This is a genomic window from Paenibacillus sp. YAE3, assembly GCF_057546105.1.
Genome location: NZ_BAAIYF010000003.1, coordinates 470,427 through 490,444, shown reverse-complemented (window position 1 = coordinate 490,444; position 20,018 = coordinate 470,427). Strand labels below are relative to the sequence as shown.

General features: G+C 53.0%; 21 protein-coding genes. All 21 read right to left on the bottom strand.

The features are described 5' to 3' along the window. Nucleotides 1-32: 32 nt before the first annotated feature. A complete protein-coding gene (locus AC27KL_RS08325) occupies nucleotides 33-542 on the bottom strand; it encodes a hypothetical protein (protein ID WP_339321273.1) in 510 nt (169 codons plus the stop codon). Nucleotides 543-678: 136 nt separating this feature from the next. Then, nucleotides 679-1,671 carry an acrylyl-CoA reductase family protein gene (locus AC27KL_RS08320; protein ID WP_487169393.1) on the bottom strand — a complete coding sequence of 331 codons (993 nt, stop codon included), beginning with the start codon at nucleotides 1,669-1,671 and terminating at the stop codon, nucleotides 679-681. A 102-nt stretch (nucleotides 1,672-1,773) separates the two neighbouring features. Then, a complete protein-coding gene (locus tag AC27KL_RS08315) occupies nucleotides 1,774-3,219 on the bottom strand; it encodes a nicotinate phosphoribosyltransferase (protein ID WP_487169392.1) in 1,446 nt (481 codons plus the stop codon). A 141-nt stretch (nucleotides 3,220-3,360) separates the two neighbouring features. Beyond that, entirely contained in the window at nucleotides 3,361-4,155 is a 795-nt protein-coding gene (locus tag AC27KL_RS08310; RefSeq protein ID WP_036707046.1) for an NUDIX hydrolase, read from the bottom strand. 104 nt (nucleotides 4,156-4,259) lie between these two features. Then, nucleotides 4,260-4,661: a PaaI family thioesterase gene (locus AC27KL_RS08305; RefSeq protein WP_487169391.1), complete on the bottom strand. Its 402-nt coding sequence runs from the start codon at nucleotides 4,659-4,661 to the stop codon at nucleotides 4,260-4,262. A gap of 35 nt (nucleotides 4,662-4,696) precedes the next feature. Continuing rightward, the gene (locus AC27KL_RS08300) at nucleotides 4,697-5,158 is read right to left on the bottom strand and encodes a GNAT family N-acetyltransferase (protein ID WP_339321276.1); all 462 of its coding nucleotides are present in this window, start codon (nucleotides 5,156-5,158) and stop codon (nucleotides 4,697-4,699) included. Between the two features lie 126 nt (nucleotides 5,159-5,284). Further along, on the bottom strand, nucleotides 5,285-5,698 hold the full coding sequence (locus tag AC27KL_RS08295; RefSeq protein WP_052146784.1) for a YlbF/YmcA family competence regulator: 414 nt from the start codon (nucleotides 5,696-5,698) through the stop codon (nucleotides 5,285-5,287). 65 nt (nucleotides 5,699-5,763) lie between these two features. Beyond that, nucleotides 5,764-7,326, bottom strand: a complete 1,563-nt coding sequence (gene miaB, locus AC27KL_RS08290; protein ID WP_339321277.1) for a tRNA (N6-isopentenyl adenosine(37)-C2)-methylthiotransferase MiaB — start codon at nucleotides 7,324-7,326, stop codon at nucleotides 5,764-5,766. 245 nt (nucleotides 7,327-7,571) lie between these two features. After that, a complete protein-coding gene (pduL, locus tag AC27KL_RS08285; protein ID WP_212948991.1) occupies nucleotides 7,572-8,144 on the bottom strand; it encodes a phosphate propanoyltransferase in 573 nt (190 codons plus the stop codon). 266 nt (nucleotides 8,145-8,410) lie between these two features. Continuing rightward, nucleotides 8,411-9,433, bottom strand: a complete 1,023-nt coding sequence (locus tag AC27KL_RS08280) for a dipeptidase (RefSeq protein ID WP_487169390.1) — start codon at nucleotides 9,431-9,433, stop codon at nucleotides 8,411-8,413. A gap of 150 nt (nucleotides 9,434-9,583) precedes the next feature. Further along, on the bottom strand, nucleotides 9,584-9,844 hold the full coding sequence (locus AC27KL_RS08275) for a stage V sporulation protein S (protein ID WP_006286829.1): 261 nt from the start codon (nucleotides 9,842-9,844) through the stop codon (nucleotides 9,584-9,586). Between the two features lie 158 nt (nucleotides 9,845-10,002). Further along, on the bottom strand, nucleotides 10,003-10,797 hold the full coding sequence (locus AC27KL_RS08270; protein ID WP_487169431.1) for a TIGR00282 family metallophosphoesterase: 795 nt from the start codon (nucleotides 10,795-10,797) through the stop codon (nucleotides 10,003-10,005). An 86-nt stretch (nucleotides 10,798-10,883) separates the two neighbouring features. Next, complete coding sequence (rny, locus tag AC27KL_RS08265) at nucleotides 10,884-12,428, bottom strand: ribonuclease Y (protein WP_036707039.1); 1,545 nt, start codon at nucleotides 12,426-12,428, stop codon at nucleotides 10,884-10,886. A 277-nt stretch (nucleotides 12,429-12,705) separates the two neighbouring features. Further along, a complete protein-coding gene (locus AC27KL_RS08260) occupies nucleotides 12,706-13,401 on the bottom strand; it encodes a regulatory protein RecX (RefSeq protein WP_339325184.1) in 696 nt (231 codons plus the stop codon). A 145-nt stretch (nucleotides 13,402-13,546) separates the two neighbouring features. Continuing rightward, a complete protein-coding gene (recA, locus tag AC27KL_RS08255) occupies nucleotides 13,547-14,608 on the bottom strand; it encodes a recombinase RecA (protein ID WP_339321279.1) in 1,062 nt (353 codons plus the stop codon). A gap of 240 nt (nucleotides 14,609-14,848) precedes the next feature. After that, nucleotides 14,849-16,102, bottom strand: coding sequence for a competence/damage-inducible protein A (locus AC27KL_RS08250; RefSeq protein ID WP_487169389.1), 1,254 nt, complete (start codon nucleotides 16,100-16,102; stop codon nucleotides 14,849-14,851). Between the two features lie 174 nt (nucleotides 16,103-16,276). Next, on the bottom strand, nucleotides 16,277-16,864 hold the full coding sequence (pgsA, locus tag AC27KL_RS08245; protein WP_036707035.1) for a CDP-diacylglycerol--glycerol-3-phosphate 3-phosphatidyltransferase: 588 nt from the start codon (nucleotides 16,862-16,864) through the stop codon (nucleotides 16,277-16,279). Nucleotides 16,865-17,058: 194 nt separating this feature from the next. Further along, nucleotides 17,059-17,550, bottom strand: a complete 492-nt coding sequence (locus tag AC27KL_RS08240) for a YajQ family cyclic di-GMP-binding protein (RefSeq protein ID WP_036707032.1) — start codon at nucleotides 17,548-17,550, stop codon at nucleotides 17,059-17,061. Nucleotides 17,551-17,726: 176 nt separating this feature from the next. Next, complete coding sequence (locus tag AC27KL_RS08235; RefSeq protein ID WP_197069909.1) at nucleotides 17,727-17,897, bottom strand: hypothetical protein; 171 nt, start codon at nucleotides 17,895-17,897, stop codon at nucleotides 17,727-17,729. A gap of 98 nt (nucleotides 17,898-17,995) precedes the next feature. Beyond that, complete coding sequence (locus AC27KL_RS08230; RefSeq protein ID WP_487169388.1) at nucleotides 17,996-19,126, bottom strand: RodZ domain-containing protein; 1,131 nt, start codon at nucleotides 19,124-19,126, stop codon at nucleotides 17,996-17,998. A 28-nt stretch (nucleotides 19,127-19,154) separates the two neighbouring features. Continuing rightward, nucleotides 19,155-19,943 carry a DUF3388 domain-containing protein gene (locus AC27KL_RS08225; protein WP_339321282.1) on the bottom strand — a complete coding sequence of 263 codons (789 nt, stop codon included), beginning with the start codon at nucleotides 19,941-19,943 and terminating at the stop codon, nucleotides 19,155-19,157. Nucleotides 19,944-20,018: the final 75 nt, after the last annotated feature.

The following is a 20,018-nucleotide window of genomic DNA, read 5'->3' as shown; positions in this document are numbered from 1 at the left end:
CCGGGAACGTTGCGTCCCGGCTTGTTTTACGATTAAAAATCCATTCTGTCGATCAGTGAATTGAATATTTCATGAACCTGCGTTTCGTATTGCCCCTTGTTTTTTCCGGAAGACGTATAAATCAAAGCAACCCTGTTATGGCCGTAAATAAGCGTTCTGGACGTCGGGGTTTCCACCCGTTTTTGGTCGCCGTACCAATTTTGAATCCGCGCAATCCGTTCCTTTTCGTCGGTAAACACATGGAGTTTGACATACTGCTGCGGATTTCCCCGGATAAAATACTGGTAGCTGATATTGCCGCGCCCGTCCTCGGCATGCGTGTGATGGGTCAATGGAATGTTCTTCTCGCCGAAAGCAAGCTGCAGCTGATTCAGAAGCTGGCCGTTCAGCCCGCTGCCCTGCGATTGTGCCCGGATGTTGCCTTCGGAATAGGAATCGAAATTATACAGTTTGACTTCTTTTTTGATGACGGTATGCTTGTCGCAGCCGACCGTAACAGCCAGCAGCACGCAAGCGAGCAGCCATGCGAACCGTTTGTTCATGTTGATTCATCCCTTCCCCTGATACCGCTTCAAGCGGAAGACAGCCTAATATGGGCTTAGAATGCCATCATTTCAAACGGTTTATGCAGCATCGGCTGCTGTGAAATCTTAACAAGCGTTAACCCGCGGATCGGCATTATGCCAATCGGATGACCGTCCTTCCCACCGCTTTTCCCTGCAAAATGGACTGCAATACTTCGGGCAATTCTTCAAGCGAAGCTTCCTTAATTCCCGCGCTTAACGCCCTTTCGGGCTTCCATTCTTGACCGAGCTTATTCCAAACGCGTGTTCTCCAATCTTTCGGGCAAAACACCGAATCGATGCCCAGCAGCTGTACCCCGCGCAAAATAAAGGGATGCACCGTCGAGTTGAACGCCGTCCCGCCCGTTAATCCGGAAAGCGCGACCGCTCCCCCGTAACGGATGTTTTTTAAAATATCCTCCAGTCCCGGGCCGCCTACCGGATCCACCGCTCCCGCCCAGCGTTGTTTGCCGAGCGGGCCGGCGCCCGAACCGGCAACGTCCTCCCGGCCGATGACATCGGCTGCGCCAAGGCGTTTCAACCATGCTTCCTGGCTGGTTTTGCCGGTGCTGGCCGTCACTTCAAAACCGGACCGCGCCAAAATATCGACCGCAAAGCTGCCGACGCCTCCGGTTGCCCCCGTGACAAGCACCGTCCCTGCTTCCGGAGTGACCCCGCAATGCATGAGGCGATCGACCGACAGGGCAGCCGTGAATCCGGCCGTTCCGATTCCCATGGCCTCTCGCAAGCTTAAGCCCGCCGGCAGGGGAAGCAGCCAATCCGCCGGGATGCGGGCATATTCGCTGAACCCGCCGTGATGGGCGGTTCCAAGACCGTAACCGGTGCACAAAACCGGATCTCCTTCGCGAAAATCCGGGTGGCTTGAGCTGACAACCTCGCCGGCCAGGTCGATCCCCGGAATGATCGGATACTCCTTGACGACTTTCCCTTCAGGCACGCTGGCGAGTCCGTCCTTGAAGTTCACTCCCGAATAATGCACTTTCACAAGCACATCGCCTCCCGGAAGACCGTCCAGGCTCATTTCTTCGATTTGTCCGGCCAGACTTTCGCCGCTGCGCCGGATGACATAGGCTTTAAACGTTTCCATTCGTCTTTCCCTCCTTCAGAAATCGTTTGTCCGTTTGTAAAAAAGATTCGGCAAGGAGCGATCCCGTTCCTTTGCCGAATCTTGATGATCCGAATATTCCGTTTATTCTTCCGTTTGCATGAATTCGGCCATCAGCTTTTGCTTCAGGTCCCAGACTTTTTCGCTCAAATTGACGCGGTAAATTTCCGGATTCAGCTTGCGCAAATATTCCGGCCAAAACAGCTCCATTTGCGCGCGGTGGTAGCTGCGGATCTCCTCCAGGGAAGGGAGCTCGTACACCAGCTTGCCGTTTTCGAAAATTTGGTGCAGCATCGGGACGGCCTCGTAGTTTTTGACGTATTTTTGCAAATACGGGTGCTGCGGATTAAACAGCTTCAGCCTGTCGCGCGGCTTTTCTTCGTCCGGGAACACGATGTAGTCCGCCGTCGCTTTGCCGGTGACCCGGTCCACGATGCGGTAGACGTCCTTTTTGCCCGGCGTGGACACCTTTTCCGGGTTGCCCGAGATTTTGATTGTCGGGACCATTTCTCCGTTCACTTCGCGTTCCACGAGCTTGTATACGCCCCCTAGCGCAGGCTGGTCCGCGGCGGTAATGAGCTGGGTGCCGACGCCCCACGTGTCGATGCGGGCTCCCTGAGCCTTCAGGTTCAAAATCGTGTTTTCGTCCAGATCGTTCGAGGCAACGATTTTAATATAGGATAATCCGGCGTCGTCCAGCATTTTGCGGGCTTGGATCGACAAATAGGCCAGATCCCCGCTGTCGAGGCGGATCGCGGACATTTTTTTGCCGGCGGCTTCAAGCTTTTTGGCCGTCTCGATCGCATGCGGCACACCGCTTTTTAACGTGTCGAACGTGTCCACGAGCAGCGTCACTTCGTCCGGCATTACCTTCGCGTACGTGTCAAAGGCCTCCAGTTCGGAGGAAAAGCTTTGCACCCACGAATGGGCATGCGTTCCTTTCGTCGGGATGCCGAATTTTTGCCCTGCAAGCATGTTGGAGGTGGCGTGGAACCCCGCAATGTATGCGGCACGAGCGCCCCAGACGGCTGCATCGGCTTCCTGGGCGCGCCGCGTTCCGAACTCGAGCAATATGTCGTCCCCCGCGACCTGCTTCACGCGCGACGCCTTCGTGGCGATCAGCGTCTGGAAGTTCATGAAGTTGAGCAGCGCCGTTTCCACCAGTTGGGTTTCCATGATGGTCCCTTCCACCCGGATGAGCGGCTCGTTCGGGAACACCAGCGCCCCTTCCTTCATGGAATAGATATTCCCGCAGAACCGGAACTGCTTCAGCTCCTCCAAAAACGCAGTGTCGTAGTTTTCTTCCTGCTCCGACAAATATTTAAGGTCTTCGTCCGAAAAACGCAAGTTCGCGATGTAATGAACGATCCTCTCCAGACCGGCGAAGACGGCATACCCGTTGCCGAACGGAAGTTTGCGGAAATACGCTTCGAAAACCGCCTTTTGCTGATGCGACCGGTTCACCCAATGCGCATACATCATATTGATTTGGTACTTGTCTGTATGTAATGCCAGACCTGCTGTTTGCATGCAGGCTTCCTCCTTTGTATTCCAGCCCTGCAGGGTCCATGACTCTTCAAGCCTTCGATTCTTTCTTGTATCCCTATTTTCGTGGGCAGCCCTCAGCGGGCAGCGCCATTGCCGTGAGGTCTGCTTGCCTTTTCCTGCAGCTCACGTGTAGATGGACAACAGCGGCACGTAGTCGGTAAACCGGTACAGCTGTGCCGGACGCTGCGAATATTGGTTCGAACTGAGCGGCTTGCCGTTTTCGTCCCGGACTTCCTCCAAAATCCCTTGCCTGCTGCGGGTAGAGGTGATTTTGCGGATAAAATTCGGTTCGCTGAATTCGGGCACGACGGTCTGGATGACCTGGTAAAGCTCGCTGAGCGTAAACTGTTCGGGCAGGAACTGGCGGGCGATCGTCGAATGCAGCATTTGCTTTTGAATCCGCATGTAAGCGTCCCGGATAATGTCCCGATGGTCGAATGCCAGCTCCAAGTCGCTGAGCGCCTCTTCAATGCCAAACAGCCCCACTTCGCCCGCATCATCGGCGGCCTGCCTGCTTTCAAGCATCCATTCTTCCACCAAAGCAAAAAAAGCATGGCTGATAATCCAGCCCCGCGGATCCCTTCCCGGCGTGCTGTATACCCCGAGGTATTCCAAATGCCCTCCGTCTACCCCGGTTTCTTCCTTCAATTCCCGCTTGGCCGCATCATAGATCGATTCGCTTTCCCGGCAAAATCCTCCCGGCAAAGCCCACATGCCCGCGCACGGCCACGATTTGCGCCTGACCAGCATCACCTTCAGTTCGCGGATCGGCAGCGTTTTGGTCACCGTTTTCCGTTCCCTTTTGGTCAGGGTGAACATGACGATATCCGCCGGCACGCCGTCTGGCGTCCGGTATTTTTTGGCCGAATAAGCCCGTGCTTCAGGTGAAGTGTCCTGTTCTTTCCGATGTTCGTTCATATCATCACCACATAGAGTATCTTTTTGATACTTTCATTATGATTTACTGATAACAAATGTCAAGTCCCTTTTTGTTCAATGGATGGGTTTACGTGCCCGATAACCTACTTGCGATTCACGATTCGAAAGGTTGCCGTTGCCAGACAGCCCAGCGTCCCTTCGCTGTTATGGATGCGCGCTTCGGTCGTAATGGATCTGCCCGCGCGGTGAATGACCTTTGCCGTTACGATGAGTTTTCCCGTCGTCATGGCAGACATAAAATGCACGTTGAGGTTTGTCGTGACGCAGCTGTCCTGCTCCGCCGCAGCCGTTGCCGCCATCCCCATCGCCTGGTCCATCAGGGACGTCAGCACGCCTCCATGGATGATGCCCATCGAATTGGTATGGTGTTCCTTGGCATCCAAAGCGATCACGATTTTCTCCTCGTCTGCCGATACGAACTCGCAGCCCAAATAAGACCAAAACGTGTTTTCGCCTCTGGCGATCATTTCCTCCAATGCGTTCATCTGTATTCCCCCCATGCTGTCTTGAATGTCCGTTATTATTCCATGCGGAGCATAAGCTCCAGAACGATTTGATCCCGGCACGGAATGCCGTTTTCAAATATTGGCTCAGGATAGTTGTTCACAAAATAGTCCCGCTCTATCCGAATCATCCGGAATCCGCATTTTTGATACAATCCCAGCTGGTTTAAGCTGGAATTCCCGGTCCGTACGATCACCTTTTGATAACCTTGGCCTTGAGCCTGCTCCAAGGCGCTGGCGATCAGCCGTTTGCCAAGCCCTTTCCCCTGCCAATCCGGGTCGACCGCCAAATTCATGATTTCCGCGGAAGCCTGATCCAAAGGCATCAAGCCGCATACGCCGATCAAATTTCCATTCTCCTCGGCCACCGTCCAGCTGGATTTGTCCACATATTTCTCCACCTGGGACCAGTCCGGATCGGCAAGCAGCAACAAAGATGCCGGAAGCTTCTCCCCCGGCCGCGTCGGTCTGATATTCACCTGCCGCCACCTCCCTCATGCATAAAGAATCGCTTGCGGCTTATAAAGCCTTAATTAAATCCGATTTTGAAGCCTATATCCTAAAAAAAGGCGCGGATGCATGATCCGCCGCCTTTCTTATCCATCTTACCCGCAGCTTGCAGGAGGTTCGTCCGATCCCGCTTCCACGTTGATTTTCTCCGAAACGGTATCCCGGATGACCGACATGACCAGCTGCAGCAGGTAGTTGATGTCGCTTTGGCTTTGCTGGAATTCGACGACGAGCGGGATGCTGTCGATCTCGTCCTGCAGTTCTTCCATTTCCTTTTCGATTTTCGCAACCATTTGCGGATTTTGGAACGATTCGAAAGCCACAAGTTCCTTTTGCCGCTTTTTGAGCGTTGCGATCAGCTTTTGCACATGCTCATGATTGCGGATTTTTTCTTCCGCCTTCTGGTACTGTTTGACTTCTTCGCTGCCAGAGATCAGTTCCGCGAGTTCTTTGGCCTTTGCCATAATATCGTCGCGGATGATCAAATCCCTGGTATCGTATGACATCATGCCCAAACTATTGATACGACCCTTTTCTGTCACCTTACATTACCCCTATTCCGTTAAATTGACTCTTAATGAGCGAGTGCAGGAGCTTCGTTTGTTTCTGTCACGATTTCGCCTTTGATGTACCAGGTCATCGCATCGGTTATTTTGACGTTGACGAAGCTGCCGATGAGCTCCTTGCCGCCTTCAAAATGAACCAGCTTGTTGGTGCGGGTCCGTCCGGCCAATACGGAAGCGTTGTTTTTGCTTTCGCCTTCGACCAGAACTTCGACGATCTGTCCGCGCAGGTTTTCGTGGCTCTTGCGGCTGTGCACTTCGATGGCGCGGTTCAGCCGCTGCAGGCGTTCGCTTTTAACCTCCATCGGGACGTTGTCCTCCATGACGGCGGCCGGCGTGCCCTCGCGCGGCGAATAAATGAACGTGTACGCGGAGTCGAATCCGACCTCATTGACAAGCGACAACGTCTCTTCGAACTGCTCTTCGGTTTCGCCCGGGAACCCGACGATGATATCCGTCGTCAGGACGACGCCCGGAACGGCTTCTTTGATTTTCCGGACCAGCTCCAGATAGATTTCCCGGGTGTATTTCCGGCCCATGATTTTGAGGATTTCGTTGCTTCCCGACTGCACCGGCAGATGGATATGCTCCACCAGGTTGCCGCCTTTGCTGAGAACTTCGACCAAATGGTCGTCAAAATCCCGCGGATGGGACGTCGTAAACCGGATGCGCGGAATATCGATTTTGCGGATATCGTCCATCAGGTCGGCGAAGCTGTAGCTGATATCGGTGAAATCCTTGCCATAAGCGTTTACGTTCTGCCCGAGCAGCGTAATTTCCTTAAAGCCTTGGCGGGCCAAATCGCGCACTTCGGCGATGACGTCCTCCGGACGGCGGCTGCGTTCCTTGCCGCGGGTCATCGGCACGATGCAGTACGTGCAGAACTTATCGCATCCGTACATGATGTTGACCCATGCGCGCAGTCCTTCCCGTTTTTTCGGCAGGTTTTCGATGATGTCGCCTTCTTTGGACCAGACCTCGACGACCATCTCCTTGCTGAATAACGCTTCTTTCACCAAATGAGGCAGTCTGTGCAAGTTATGCGTTCCGAAGATGATATCGACGAACCCGTGTTTTTGCATGATGCGGTTGACGACGTTTTCCTCTTGGGACATGCAGCCGCAGACGCCGAGCAGCAGCCCGGGTTTTTCTTTTTTTAGATGTTTCAGATGGCCGAGTTCGCCGAACACCTTGTCCTCCGCATTTTCGCGGATCGCGCAGGTGTTGAGCAAAATGATGTCGGCTTCCTTGCGGTCTTCCGTCGGCGTGTATCCCATTTCCTCCAGCATGCCTTTGATCGTTTCCGAATCATGCTCGTTCATCTGGCAGCCGTACGTATACACGATGTAATGCTTTCCGTTTCCGATCCCGCGAAGCTCCTCGGGCACGGCCGTTTCATACAGAACCTGGACTTCCTCCCGGCGGCGCTTCTTGCTTTGTCTATGGTTAGGCTCCGAAATAATATGAATTTCCCGACCTTTGATGCGAATGGTTTTGCCGTGTTCATCCTCTGACAGAACCTTGGCGTCGGAAAAATCAAAATATTTGGAGTAATCCTTCGTTTCCTTGGCCATGCTTTCGATCACTCCTTCAATTCCCTTGGGGACAAACCTTCAAGCCTAAAAGGCATTCCAATAAATTATAGCATGAACATCCATCGTTAGCCACTTTCCTCCAACCAGAAAATCGTAGCTTTTACGAGCTGGCGGGTGCCGAAAACCAAGGTGTATGTAGGCAAGACGGGCGGTACGGCTTCGCGAATAAAAAAACGGGAGATGGCTCTCCCGTTTTATCAACCCTATGCATGTAAAGCTGGCAATTAGTCAATGATTTCAGCGGTATCCCCGGTTTTGACGCCGGCCGCGTTTCCTTCATCGGTATCGATATGCATGTCCAGCGCAAAGGAATCGGACACGCGGGCAATGACGTTCTCGAATACGAGACCGCGTTCGCCGCCGACGCGAACCTTCAACATTTGTTTGTCGGCGATTCCCCATTTTTCCGCATCGGATGTATGAAAGTGAATATGGCGGGCTGCAACGATCACGCCCCGCTCCAGTTCGATTTCGCCTTTAGGGCCTTTCACTTTGATGCCGGGTGTTCCTTCGATGTTGCCCGATTCGCGCACAGGCGCTTTGACGCCGATCGCAAAAGAATCGGTCCGGGAAATTTCGAGCTGGCTGTCTTTTCGGGCAGGGCCCAAAATTCTCACTTTCTCGAACCCGCCTTTCGGCCCCATCACGGCAACCGTTTCATTGGCCGCAAATTGGCCCGGCTGGGACAAAGGTTTAAACTCGGTCAATTGATATCCTTCTCCGAACAGCACCTCGATGTGCTCTTGGGTCAAATGAATATGTCTGGCGGAAACGCCAACAGGTACAGTTTTACTCACGTGGATCACTCCTTATTTTTTCTCTATGATCTGTACGCCAAACCATTATACCTCCATTTACCCAAAAATAAAAAGGCGCTGCCGGTGAAGCAAGCACCTTCTGCGCCGATTATTTGCGTTTCGCTACAAGATTGTCAAATATGAAGGGGCCCGCAGCCCTTCCAATTGGCAGGATGCCGGCTTCTTGGGGCAGCTGGACGGACGTTGGATCCTGATGCGCAGACGCCGCCCATCCCCAACATTTGGCAAGCGTGACACGTTAACCATTATCCGGCACTTGCGTTATCCCGTTCCGGCAGATGGCTCGTCAAATACGAAAGCGCATTCCCCGACATCCATTTCCGGACCGAGGCTTCGGGAAAATGCCGGGACAGCAGCTCCGCGAATGCAGGGTATTTTCCGGGATGCTCAAGCCCTTCGATCCACGAGTCGATCCCGTCGAAATCGGACCCGAACATCAGGTGGTCATCCCCTCCAAGCGCGCAAATATGCTCGATATGGCGCAGCAGCTCCTCCGGTTTGACGGCCCCTTCGCCGCCATCGCGCACGAACCACGGCACGAAGGTCAAACCGATCCGCCCGTTCATGGCGATGATCGCCCGAATCTGGTCATCGTTCAAATTCCGCGGATGCGCACAGACGGCTTTGGCGTTGGAATGGGAAGCGATAAAGGGACGTGCGGTCCGTTCCGCGAGCTCCCAGAATCCGGTTTCGGACAAATGCGAGACATCCAGGAGGAGTCCCGTTTCATTGGCCAATTCAATCAGCTTTTTGCCTTTTTCCGTAAATCCGCCGTTCCTTTGCTCAAGCACGCCGTCCGCCGCCCAATTGGCGTAATTCCAGGTGATGCCGAGAAAACGGACCCCAAGCTCATAACACATCCGGACATAATACAGGTTGCCTTCGAAGCCGTCGGCGCCTTCCACCGACAACAGTCCCCACGGAAGGTGACGGGACCCGCCCGATACCGCCGTTTTGATCGTTCGGCCAAGCTCCTCCGCGTCCTCCTTCCATTTTAACCACCGGACGCCTTCCCCGGTCCGCATCACTCTCGTTTTAAACGCGTCAATCTGATCCAAAATGAATTCATACCGCGGAATTCCCCAGCTCTCGGGCAAATACATGGCAAAACATTGCAGCATGACTTCCCCTTCCAGCATCCGGTCATACGTTACGTCAAGCTGAGCCCCGTCTTTAAAAGACAATCCGTAGTCCTCTCTCATTTTGCTCAGTACGTCGCAGTGAAAATCAATCACCGGAAAAGTCACATTTGTTAACTCCCTTCTCATGCCTCGCAGGGTCATCTTTTTTCCAAAATGCAAAAAAACCTGTCTATCCCATATAAACTGAATGCCAGCCACGGACGTCGGTTCCTAAATCCCCGGCTTCATTCAGCTTATATCAATAAACAGGTTTCAACAACGTATCGGCGACCGGATTCATCTCGGTTCCACAATGAGCTTTATCGCGGTCCGGTCTTCCCCGTCGATCACGATATCCGTAAAAGCTGGAATGCAGATCAAATCAACACCGCTTGGCGCGACAAATCCCCGGGCGATGGCAACCGCTTTAATGGCTTGGTTTAGCGCCCCCGCTCCGATTGCCTGCAGTTCAGCAGCACCACGTTCACGAAGCACGCCAGCTAGAGCACCGGCAACAGAATTTGGATTGGACTTTGCTGAAACTTTTAATACTTCCATGGTAAGAACCTCCCCTGGGAATGTTGATGGTTAGCTTCCACATAATAGATGTTATTCGTGAGCGGGAAAATAATTCCTTCTTTTTGTCAATTTCCCCTTCAAAAACACATCGATAGTCTCAGGCATCCCATTTCCCATTTCCTAGAGGCTGGTTTGGTTCAGCTCATGATCCATTCGTCTTCGAGCAGCCGGATTTTTTCCATCTTTTTGGCTTTTCCCGTGGACTCGTCAAGCTGCACGAACAGCCCGTGGAACTGCCATTTTCCTTTATCCACCTCAAAGCGGACCGGCAGCTGGGTCTTGAATTTGCGCAAAACGGCTTCCCGCTCCATGCCGAGTATGCCGTCTTTCGGGCCCACCATGCCGGCGTCGGTCAAATAGGCCGTGCCTCCGGGCAAAATCGTATCGTCATTGCTTTGCACATGCGTGTGCGTGCCGACGACAATCGAAGCGCGACCGTCCAGGTGCCATCCCATCGCGATTTTCTCCGACGTCGCTTCGGCGTGAAAATCAACCAGGATGCATTTATGTTTTTTGCGCAGTTGATCGATGATTTCATCGCTTGTACGGAACGGGCAGTCGATCGCCGGCAAAAACGTCCGGCCCTGCAGGTTGACGATGGCAAGCTCCTTCCCGTTCGCCTTAATGACCGCAGCCCCGCGTCCCGGCGTTCCCGGCGGAAAATTCGCAGGACGGATCATGCGCGGTTCGTCATCGATAAAATCGAAAATGTCCTTGTTGTCCCACGTATGGTTGCCCATCGTGATGCCGTGGACGCCCCATTCGAAAAAATCTTTGGCGATCGACTGGGTAATTCCTCGGCCTGATGCGGCGTTTTCGCCGTTGACGATAATGACATGCGGGTTATATTTCGCTTTCAGGGAAGGCAGCGTATCCTTTAATGCCTTTCTGCCCACGCTTCCGACGATGTCCCCTATAAATAAAACGTTAATAACGTTCCCCTCCTTAAGTACGGACCTCCAAACGGGCCTAAAAAGATGAAAAGTGGCCTCTAACGCGGCCACTTTTCCATACATCATTATTTTGCGTATTCAACCGCCCGGGTCTCGCGAATAACGGTAACTTTAATATGCCCCGGATAGTCCAGTTCATTTTCGATCGTTTTCGTGATGTCCCGTGCTAAGCGGAATGCTTCCGCATCATCGATTTTCTCAGGCTGCACCATGACGCGAACCTCGCGTCCGGCTTGAATCGCAAACGATTTTTCGACGCCCTCGAAGGATTCGGAAATTTCCTCCAGCTTCTCCAGACGTTTGATATACGTTTCAAGCGTTTCGCGACGCGCTCCCGGTCTCGCCGCGGAAAGTGCATCCGCCGCGCCGACCAGCATCGCGATGACGGAAGTTGCCTCCACGTCCCCGTGATGGGATGCGATACTGTTGATAACCACCGGATGTTCTTTGTATTTCTTCGCTAGTTCCACGCCGATTTCAACGTGCGATCCTTCCACTTCATGATCCAGCGCTTTTCCGATGTCATGCAACAATCCGGCACGTTTGGCAAGCACGATGTCTTCCCCGAGCTCTCCGGCCATCAGTCCCGTGAGGTAAGCAACCTCCATGGAGTGCTTCAGCACGTTTTGACCGTAGCTGGTACGGAATTTGAGACGGCCCAAAATTTTGATCAAATCCGGATGCAGTCCGTGAACTCCCACCTCGAAGGTCGCCTGTTCGCCGTATTCGCGAATCCGTTCGTCGACCTCTTTGCGTGATTTTTCCACCATTTCTTCGATCCGGGCCGGATGAATTCGGCCATCCGACACGAGTTTTTCCAAGGCAGTGCGCGCAATTTCTCTGCGGATCGGATCGAATCCGGAAAGAATGACGGCTTCAGGCGTATCATCAATAATGAGATCAATACCGGTAAGGGTTTCCAGTGCCCGGATGTTCCGGCCTTCCCGACCGATAATCCGGCCTTTCATTTCCTCGTTAGGCAATGTCACGACAGATACCGTTGTTTCCGCGACATGGTCGGCAGCGCAGCGTTGGATGGCAAGAGTCACGATTTCGCGCGCCTTCTTGTCCGCTTCCTCCTTGGCCTGCTGCTCGATCTCCTTGATCATTTGTGCGGTTTCATGCCTTACTTCCTGTTCCACGTTGTTCAAAATAATGCTTCTGGCATCTTCCATCGTAAGATTGGAGATCCGCTCCAACTCAGCGACCTGAGTTTTATAAATCAAATCAATCTGCTGCTGAGTTTCTTCGATGCGCTTCTCTTTGTTAGCCACTTGTTCTTCTTTGCGTTCCAGCGATTCAATCTTTTTATCCAGCGACTCTTCTTTCTGCAACAATCGTCTTTCTTGCCGTTGAATTTCATTTCGACGCTCACGAGTGTCTTTTTCAGCTTCGGTACGGATTTTGTGGACTTCGTCCTTCGCCTCCAGTACCGTTTCTTTTTTCAGTGCTTCAGCTTCTTTCTTCGCATTTTCGATGATTTGCATCGCAGCATGCTCAGCACTTGAAATTTTAGCTTCTGCAAGAGATTTGCGAATAAAATATCCAATCACGAACCCCAAGAACAATCCGGCTACAACGAGAATGATCCAAAGCCATAGATAAGGCATAATTTCACCTCCTCGTTGGTTCCTCCAAGGTATTCCTTGGGATTTTCTTCAGTTGTCCATTCAACATGTTTCATCATTACACTAATCGCAAATCAACGATTCTAATCTCCCGCAAAAACGGGCATTATCCATATGAATTAGCGTTGCTGAATCTGACAGAAACGAGCCTTTTTTGGAAGGAAAAAGGGTTCTTTTCTATACAAGATTCATATTCATTTTAGTATTTGTGAAAAGATATTGTCAAGAGAGAGGCTTTCATAATATGTTAACATTTGCCTTAATCGAACGCAAAAGGCTCTTCGTTCTCGTCGGCTTCCCCGTCTTCGCGGACCAATTCATTGATCACCTTGCGAACGAGTTCCCCCGAGAATCCCCTGCGCATTAAAAAAGCGCCTGTTTTTCGCTTCTTGTCCATGCATTCGCCGCGGGTCTGCCTCCATTTTTTCCTCCCGACGGCCAGGCAGCTTTCGAACTCCTGCTCTTCGCTGACCTCGGCTAACGCTTCGCTGATCAGAAGGCTGTCGACGCCCTTCTGGCGAAGCTCCTGCTTCACCCAGGCCCTTCCCTTCCTCTGGCTTGAAATGCGCTGCTCGGCCCACTGCTTGGCGTACAGCTCGTCATTAATCAGGCCTTCCCGCTCCAGCCTGTCGAGGGCTTGCTCCGTAACAGCTTGCCCGAAATCCTTCTGCCGCAACCGCTCCGCCAATTCCTTTTTCGTCCGCTGCTTCCGTTCCAAGTATTTTAGCGCCTGGACGTACGCCCGCTGCTTTTCGTTCGCCAGCACGATTTCTTCAAGCTCCTGCTTCGTAAAGATGCTGCCCTTCAGCATCCGGTATTTGATCATCGTGTCTTCATGGATGAGCAGCATGTATTCGCCGAATGAGACTTGGTATTGTCCCCTTTGCTTGGGATGCCGCTCCACCGCGGTGATGACCAAATCCACGCCGTCCGGAAAAAGGCTGATATCCGCCATATCCTGCTGCTCCTGCCGGTACGGCCGATCTTGCCGGTTCCGTATGTCTTCCTGCACGTTCGCTTCCTCCTGCCCTGTTTCGCAATCAAAGAAAAGGCGCTCTGGACGAATCGCCAGGGCGCCTTGGATTGAAGTCATACTTTATTTATTCAAGCTCTAACAATTCCTGCTCTTCCAGCTGCTCTGCTTCCAGCTCGGTCGCTGATGGAGAAGGCACCACCGTCGTCAGATTGCTTGCTTCCCGAATCTTCTGCTCGATGGTATCGCAAATTTGCGTATTTTCCTTCAAAAACTGCTTCGCATTTTCGCGGCCTTGGCCCAGGCGCTCCCCTTCGAAGGAATACCATGCACCGCTCTTGTTGACGATATCCAATTCCGTGCCGATATCGATGATGCTTCCTTCCTTGGAAATGCCTTCACCGTACATGATGTCGATCTCCGCCTGTTTGAACGGAGGCGCCACCTTGTTCTTGACCACCTTGATCCGGGTACGGTTCCCGACCACGTCATTGCCCATCTTGATGCTTTCTACGCGGCGAACGTCGAGGCGCACCGAAGAGTAGAACTTGAGGGCTCGTCCGCCTGGAGTCGTCTCGGGGTTGCCGAACATGACGCCGACTTTCTCGCGCAGCTGGTTAATAAAGATGGCAATCGTCTTCGATTTGGCGATCGCGCCGGACAGCTTGCGCAGCGCCTGCGACATCAGGCGGGCCTGCAGGCCGACGTGGGAATCGCCCATCTCGCCTTCGATCTCGGCCTTAGGAACAAGCGCAGCAACCGAGTCTACGACAATAATGTCTACCGCTCCGCTGCGGACGAGCGCTTCGGCGATTTCCAGCGCTTGCTCGCCCGTATCCGGCTGGGATAACAAAAGCTCGTCAATATTTACGCCCAACTTGCTAGCGTAAAGCGGATCCAAAGCATGTTCCGCATCGATAAACGCGGCTTGTCCGCCAGCCTTTTGAACTTCGGCGATGGCATGCAAAGCCACCGTCGTTTTACCGGAAGATTCCGGACCGTATACTTCAATGACGCGGCCTCTTGGAAGTCCGCCGATACCTAATGCTATATCCAAAGCCAGGGAACCGCTGGGAACGACTTCCACCTGCATGTGGGTCGATTCGCCCAATTTCATAATGGACCCTTTACCGAATTGTTTCTCTATCTGACGAAGCGCGATTTCAAGCGCAGCACGACGATCTGACAATAAACTCACATCCTTCACCGTTTATATTGATATCATACCTTGTTTTGGAACGTTTGCCAAGCATTTTTTCGAACATACATTCGTTTTTTTTGTTTTCGGCCCATTTCTCCTTTCGGCTGGAAGCCGCGGCCCGGAAAAGAAAAGAACCGCAGCAAATCCTTGTTTGCACGGTTCTTCCGTATGCTCGTATTATACCTCTTTTGAACGCCGAAGCACAACTGCCCTTCGAAGGGGAAGGCCTCACTTGGAAATTAATCTCAGCCAGAGCCGGTAAAGCAGCGTCTTGACCGAACGGACCCGGACGCTCTCCCGGTTGCCTCCCAGCCGCAGTTCAAACACCTCGGTATCTTTTCCCCGCTCCGCAAGGCCGACGTATACCAGGCCGGCAGGTTTGCCTTCGGAATCGCCCGGTCCGGCAACCCCCGTGACCGACAACCCGAAATCGCTGCCTGTGATCGTCCGAACCTGGTCGGCAAGGGCTTCCGCCACTTCGCGGCTGACCGCCCCCGGAGCCTGATCCCCTTCGAGCAGAGAACGCGGCACACCGAGAAGCTTCTCTTTCATCTCGTTGGAATAACATACGAATCCGCCGAGAAACATCGCCGAGCTGCCCGGGATCGCCGTGATGCTCTCCATCAGCAACCCGCCCGTGCAGCTTTCGGCCGCGCTGAGCGTCAACCCGCGCTCCGACATGATCTCCACGATCTTTTGTTCGATCGGCATGTCCGTGTTTGCGTATATATGCCCCGGAAGGCGCTCTTGAATTTTGGCTTCCATCGCCTCCAGCTTTTTCTCCGCCTCGGCCTCGCTTGCCGCCTTCGTGGAAATCCGCACCGAAACCTCGCCTTCCTTGGCGTAAGGGGCGATGGTCGGATCGCTCTGGGCCTGGATCAGATCAAGCAGCTTATCCTCCAGCAGCGATTCGCCGATGCCGGCAAACTTCAGCATCCGGGAATAAATCGGCATTTCATCCGTCAACGCATGCCGCTGCAGCCATGGTTTCGCCTGCCGGTCGAACATCGGCTTCATTTCTTTTGGCGGACCCGGTAGAACGATGTAAAATTTGCCGTCCTGGGCGATGGCCACTCCGACCGCCAAACCGGTTTCGTTCGGAAGCGGCGTGCACCCTTCGATAACGAGCGCCTGGCGGCGGTTGTTTTCCGTCATGTCCCGGCCGCGGCTGACGAAAAACTCCTCCACCTGCTCCATCGCCGCAGCATCGATATGCAATTCGCGCCCCAGCACGGCTGCAAGCGCATCTTTGGTCAGGTCATCCTGGGTTGGTCCGATCCCGCCGGTCAGAAGCAGAATGTCCGCCCGCTCCGAAGCCAGCTCGATGGCATGCTGCAGACGCCCCATGTTGTCGCCGACGACCGTTTGGAAATAAACGTCGATCCCCATGGCCGCAAGCTCCCGGGATAAATACTGCGCGTTCGTATTCAAGATTTGTCCCAGCAGCAGTTCAGTTCCTACCGCAATAATTTCCGCTTTCATGCTGTCACTCCTCCTAGAAATCGGCGCATCCAAGACGCCCCGCTTAAAAAAATTTGGCACGATACGGCGAATGTGCCGTATAAAAAAGATATATCCTTCTCCGGGCAACCAGAAACAGCGGAAGTTCTTTCCGTCTGATGAAAGAAAAAGCAATAGGATTGAACCTATTGCCGTTTACGCATTGGATAGCCGAAGCAGATGTTTGTTTTTGACGAAATAATCGATACCCGAATAAATCGTGATCAACGCAGCCGCCCAAGTGGCGATCGTGTCCAGCGGAATGCCGATCAGTTCAAATGGGAAGTTGTTGATGAGCATCAGGATAATGGCAACGATTTGAACAACCGTCTTCGCTTTTCCCCATTTGCTCGCGGCTACGACCGATCCGTCCAAAAGCGCGATCTGGCGCAGCCCGGTCACCGCGAACTCGCGGCTGATGATGACGACCGCAATCCACGAATCGCATTTCCCCATCTCGACGAGGGAGATCAGCACCGCTGCCACAAGGAGTTTATCCGCCAAAGGGTCAAGCAGCTTACCCAGATTCGTAACCATGTTGTTCTTCCGCGCCAAATAACCGTCTATACCGTCCGTGCTGGCCGCCAAAACGAAAATGAATGCAGCGACAAGCTGATTCAAGGGCAGCTCGTAAGAATTCCAGACCAATGGTTTAGGATAGAAGCTGAAATCCACCAAAAGAAACACCATCATGATCGGAATCAAACAAATTCTTGCAATGGTAATACGGTTGGGCAAATTCAATGTGCACCCTCCCCGGATCAAGCAAACTTGATGAATGAATTCAAATGATCGGCACCGAGGTACCGGAAACAGCTATGTAAAAACATCCACATGCACTTCTCCCCAAGTATAATATAACGTTTTATTCCCTGTCAAAAGCCTGAGGGGAGCGCCTTTCGGGGGAACCAATCCCCGGCGCGTGCCTGCCTGGGAAGTTATTTGAAGTTCGTGAACTGCAAATCAAGCGGAAGATCCGCCTTGCGCAAAAGCTGCATGACAGCCTGCAGATCGTCCTTGCTTTTCCCCGTCACGCGGATTTGGTCGCCTTGGATTTGGCTTTTGACCTTCAGCTTGGAATCGCGGATGAGCACGTTGATTTTTTTGGCGTTCTCCTGGTCGATTCCCTGTTTCAAGCCGATGCGCTGGCGGACCGTTCCCATCGAAGCCGGTTCGATTTTGCCGTAATCCACGTTTTTCAGGGATAGGCCCCGTTTGATCATTTTCGACTGCAAAATGTCAATGACCGACTTGAGCTTGTATTCATCGTCCGAAACGATGACGAGCGCGTCCTTTTCCAGCTTCAGGCTGCTTTTGCTGCCTTTAAAGTCAAAGCGGGTTTCGATTTCTCGTTCCGCCTGGTTGATGGCATTGTTCATTTCCTGCAGATCGAACTTGGAAACGATATCGAATGAATTTTCGGAAGCCATTGCTACACGTCCTTTCTTAAAACTTCATGTCATATTATATGAAAATGTTGCGGACAAGTCTAATGTATTTATGCGAATCTTTGCCGGGCGGCGGATAACACCCCGCCAACATCCCGCGGTCAAATGCCAAAAAGACATTCCTTCCGGGGTGCGCCCGAAAGAAATGTCTCCTGCGGCTATGCCTTGTCGCGGTCAGGGACCGGTTGTCTGAACATGTTGAGAATCCCCAGCACGACCCATGCCAGTCCAAAACCCAATATGCCGTACCCCCAAGCGTTGGGAGTCAAATAGTACCCGAGGAGGCTGACAATAACGCCAATACCGGTTACGATCCAGCTGATTGCCATCGTTCCTGCACCTCTTTCATGGGAGATATGAACTTTATGCCAATAGTTCTATTGTCTCCGCGAGGATACGGGCTTATTCGTTTTGAAAGCGGTTCGGATCAATCGTTGCCGGACGCGGAATTCGAATCGCCGCCGTCCGCCGCATTGCCGCTGTCGGCGTTGCCGGCATTGCTGCCGGAAGACTGGTCTCCGGTCGTATTTACGGTGCCGGAATCCACGAGATTCAGCAATATGCGGGATACCGATTTGCCGTCGGTGACCGTCTGGCCGCCCACCGTGATCGTCGTTGCCGGCGAATAGCCGGATTTGATGTACAGGCCTGCCGAATCAAGCGTGAACGACATGGCGTCGCCGCTTTTCGTTTTTCCGAAAGAAAGCTTCTCCCCATGGATGTTTTGGCCTTTGTAGACCTCCACCCAGCTTTCGCCCGACGCTTTGATTTCGACCGTCACCGGAGTTCCGGCAGGAGCGGCCACTTTAAAGATGGTGTCCTTGCCTCTCTTCCGATCCTTTTCAACCGTGACGGCCTGATTTCCCGGAGGGGCAACCGTACCGTTGTCGGTCGTCGTGCCGCCGTTGTCCGTCGTGGCATTGCCGTTATCGGTCGACGTATTGCCGTTATCGGTCGTCGTTCCCGTCCCGTTGTCCGGCGGCGTCGTCTGCTGATTGCCTCCGGCCGTTCCTCCGCCGGTTTCGTTTTGGCCTTGCGCAGTGTTATCTTTGTTTTCACCCGCTTTGTCCTGACCGGCCGGCGGCGTCGTGGTCGTATTGGCGGCCTCGTTTTTCGAAGGATCCTGCTGGTTTTGGGTCACCTTGGCCGGATCGACGCCGTTGGACTTCGGATGGGTTGCGCTGCTGGCATACCAATAGATCACGACGATGATCAAAATCGGAAAAATCCACATCAGCGTCGTGGAAAGCCATTTGACGTTGCGCTCCGAAGAACGGGTACTGCTCCGTTTCTGGATCACCGGCTCCATGACCGGTTCGGGTTCGGCCGGCGCCTCCTGCTTATGTCCCTCCAGCAGCAGATCCGGATCCAAGCCCACCGTTTCCGCGTATGTTTTAATGAAGGCCCTCACATAAAAGCTCCCGGGCAACACCTTATAATCCCCTGCTTCGATGGCCTCCAAATATCTTTTTCTAATTTTCGTCATTTCCTGCACGTCGTCCAGACTCATTCCCTTTTGCAGTCTGGCTTCTCTCAATTGCTGTCCAAGTTCGGACATGCCATCACCTCCTCATCCAAATATAGGTTTATATGTCGTCATTATAAGAACTGGTGAATGTATCGTATATGATTTCCTCGTTCGGATTGTTGCGCAATTCAACGATAATGTCGAAATCGTCGTACGTATATTCGGATTCCTGCACAAAAACATCCGGATGCTCGATCACTTTCGTGCTTGGCATCCGCATAATGTTTTGCAGCAGATTATAATGGCGTTCGTTCGAACGGATCGTGCTGACGATGCCGTCGATGATAAACACGTTGGCCGGATTCATCTCGTCTTCGGAAAGCTGGCTTCGGACCGTCTGCCGGAGCAGCGTCGACGATACGAACGTCCACCGCTTCATGGCGCATACGCTGCCCGCGATGATCGACTCGGTTTTGCCGACGCGCGGCATGCCCCGCAGGCCGATGACCTGATTGCCGCTCCTTTTAAATAATTCACCCAAAAAATCGACGAGTAATCCGAGTTCGTCCCGGGTAAACCGAAACGTTTTGCGGTCATCGGAATCCCGGTCGATGTACCGTCCGTGCCGGACGGCGAGAATGTCGACCAATTTGGGCTCGCGCAGCGCGCAAACCGTAATGTTGTCCACTTTTTTCAGCATCGCCCCCATGAGGCGGATCTTTTCTTCGTCATCGGTTTCAAGCAGCATGCCCCGGGTTTTCCCCTCCACGCCGTTGATCGTCAATATGTTTACCTCCAGCATGCCCAGCAGGGACGCGATATCCCCGAGCAGGCCCGGACGGTTTTTATGTATGCGGTATTCCATGTACCACTGTTTCGGTTGTTTCGTTTGATTCTCTTCCACCATGACACCCCATCTGAGCTTTTCCCGCACATTTCGACAAATTCAACTCAAGCCTCGGCCGCTTCCGATCATGTTGCT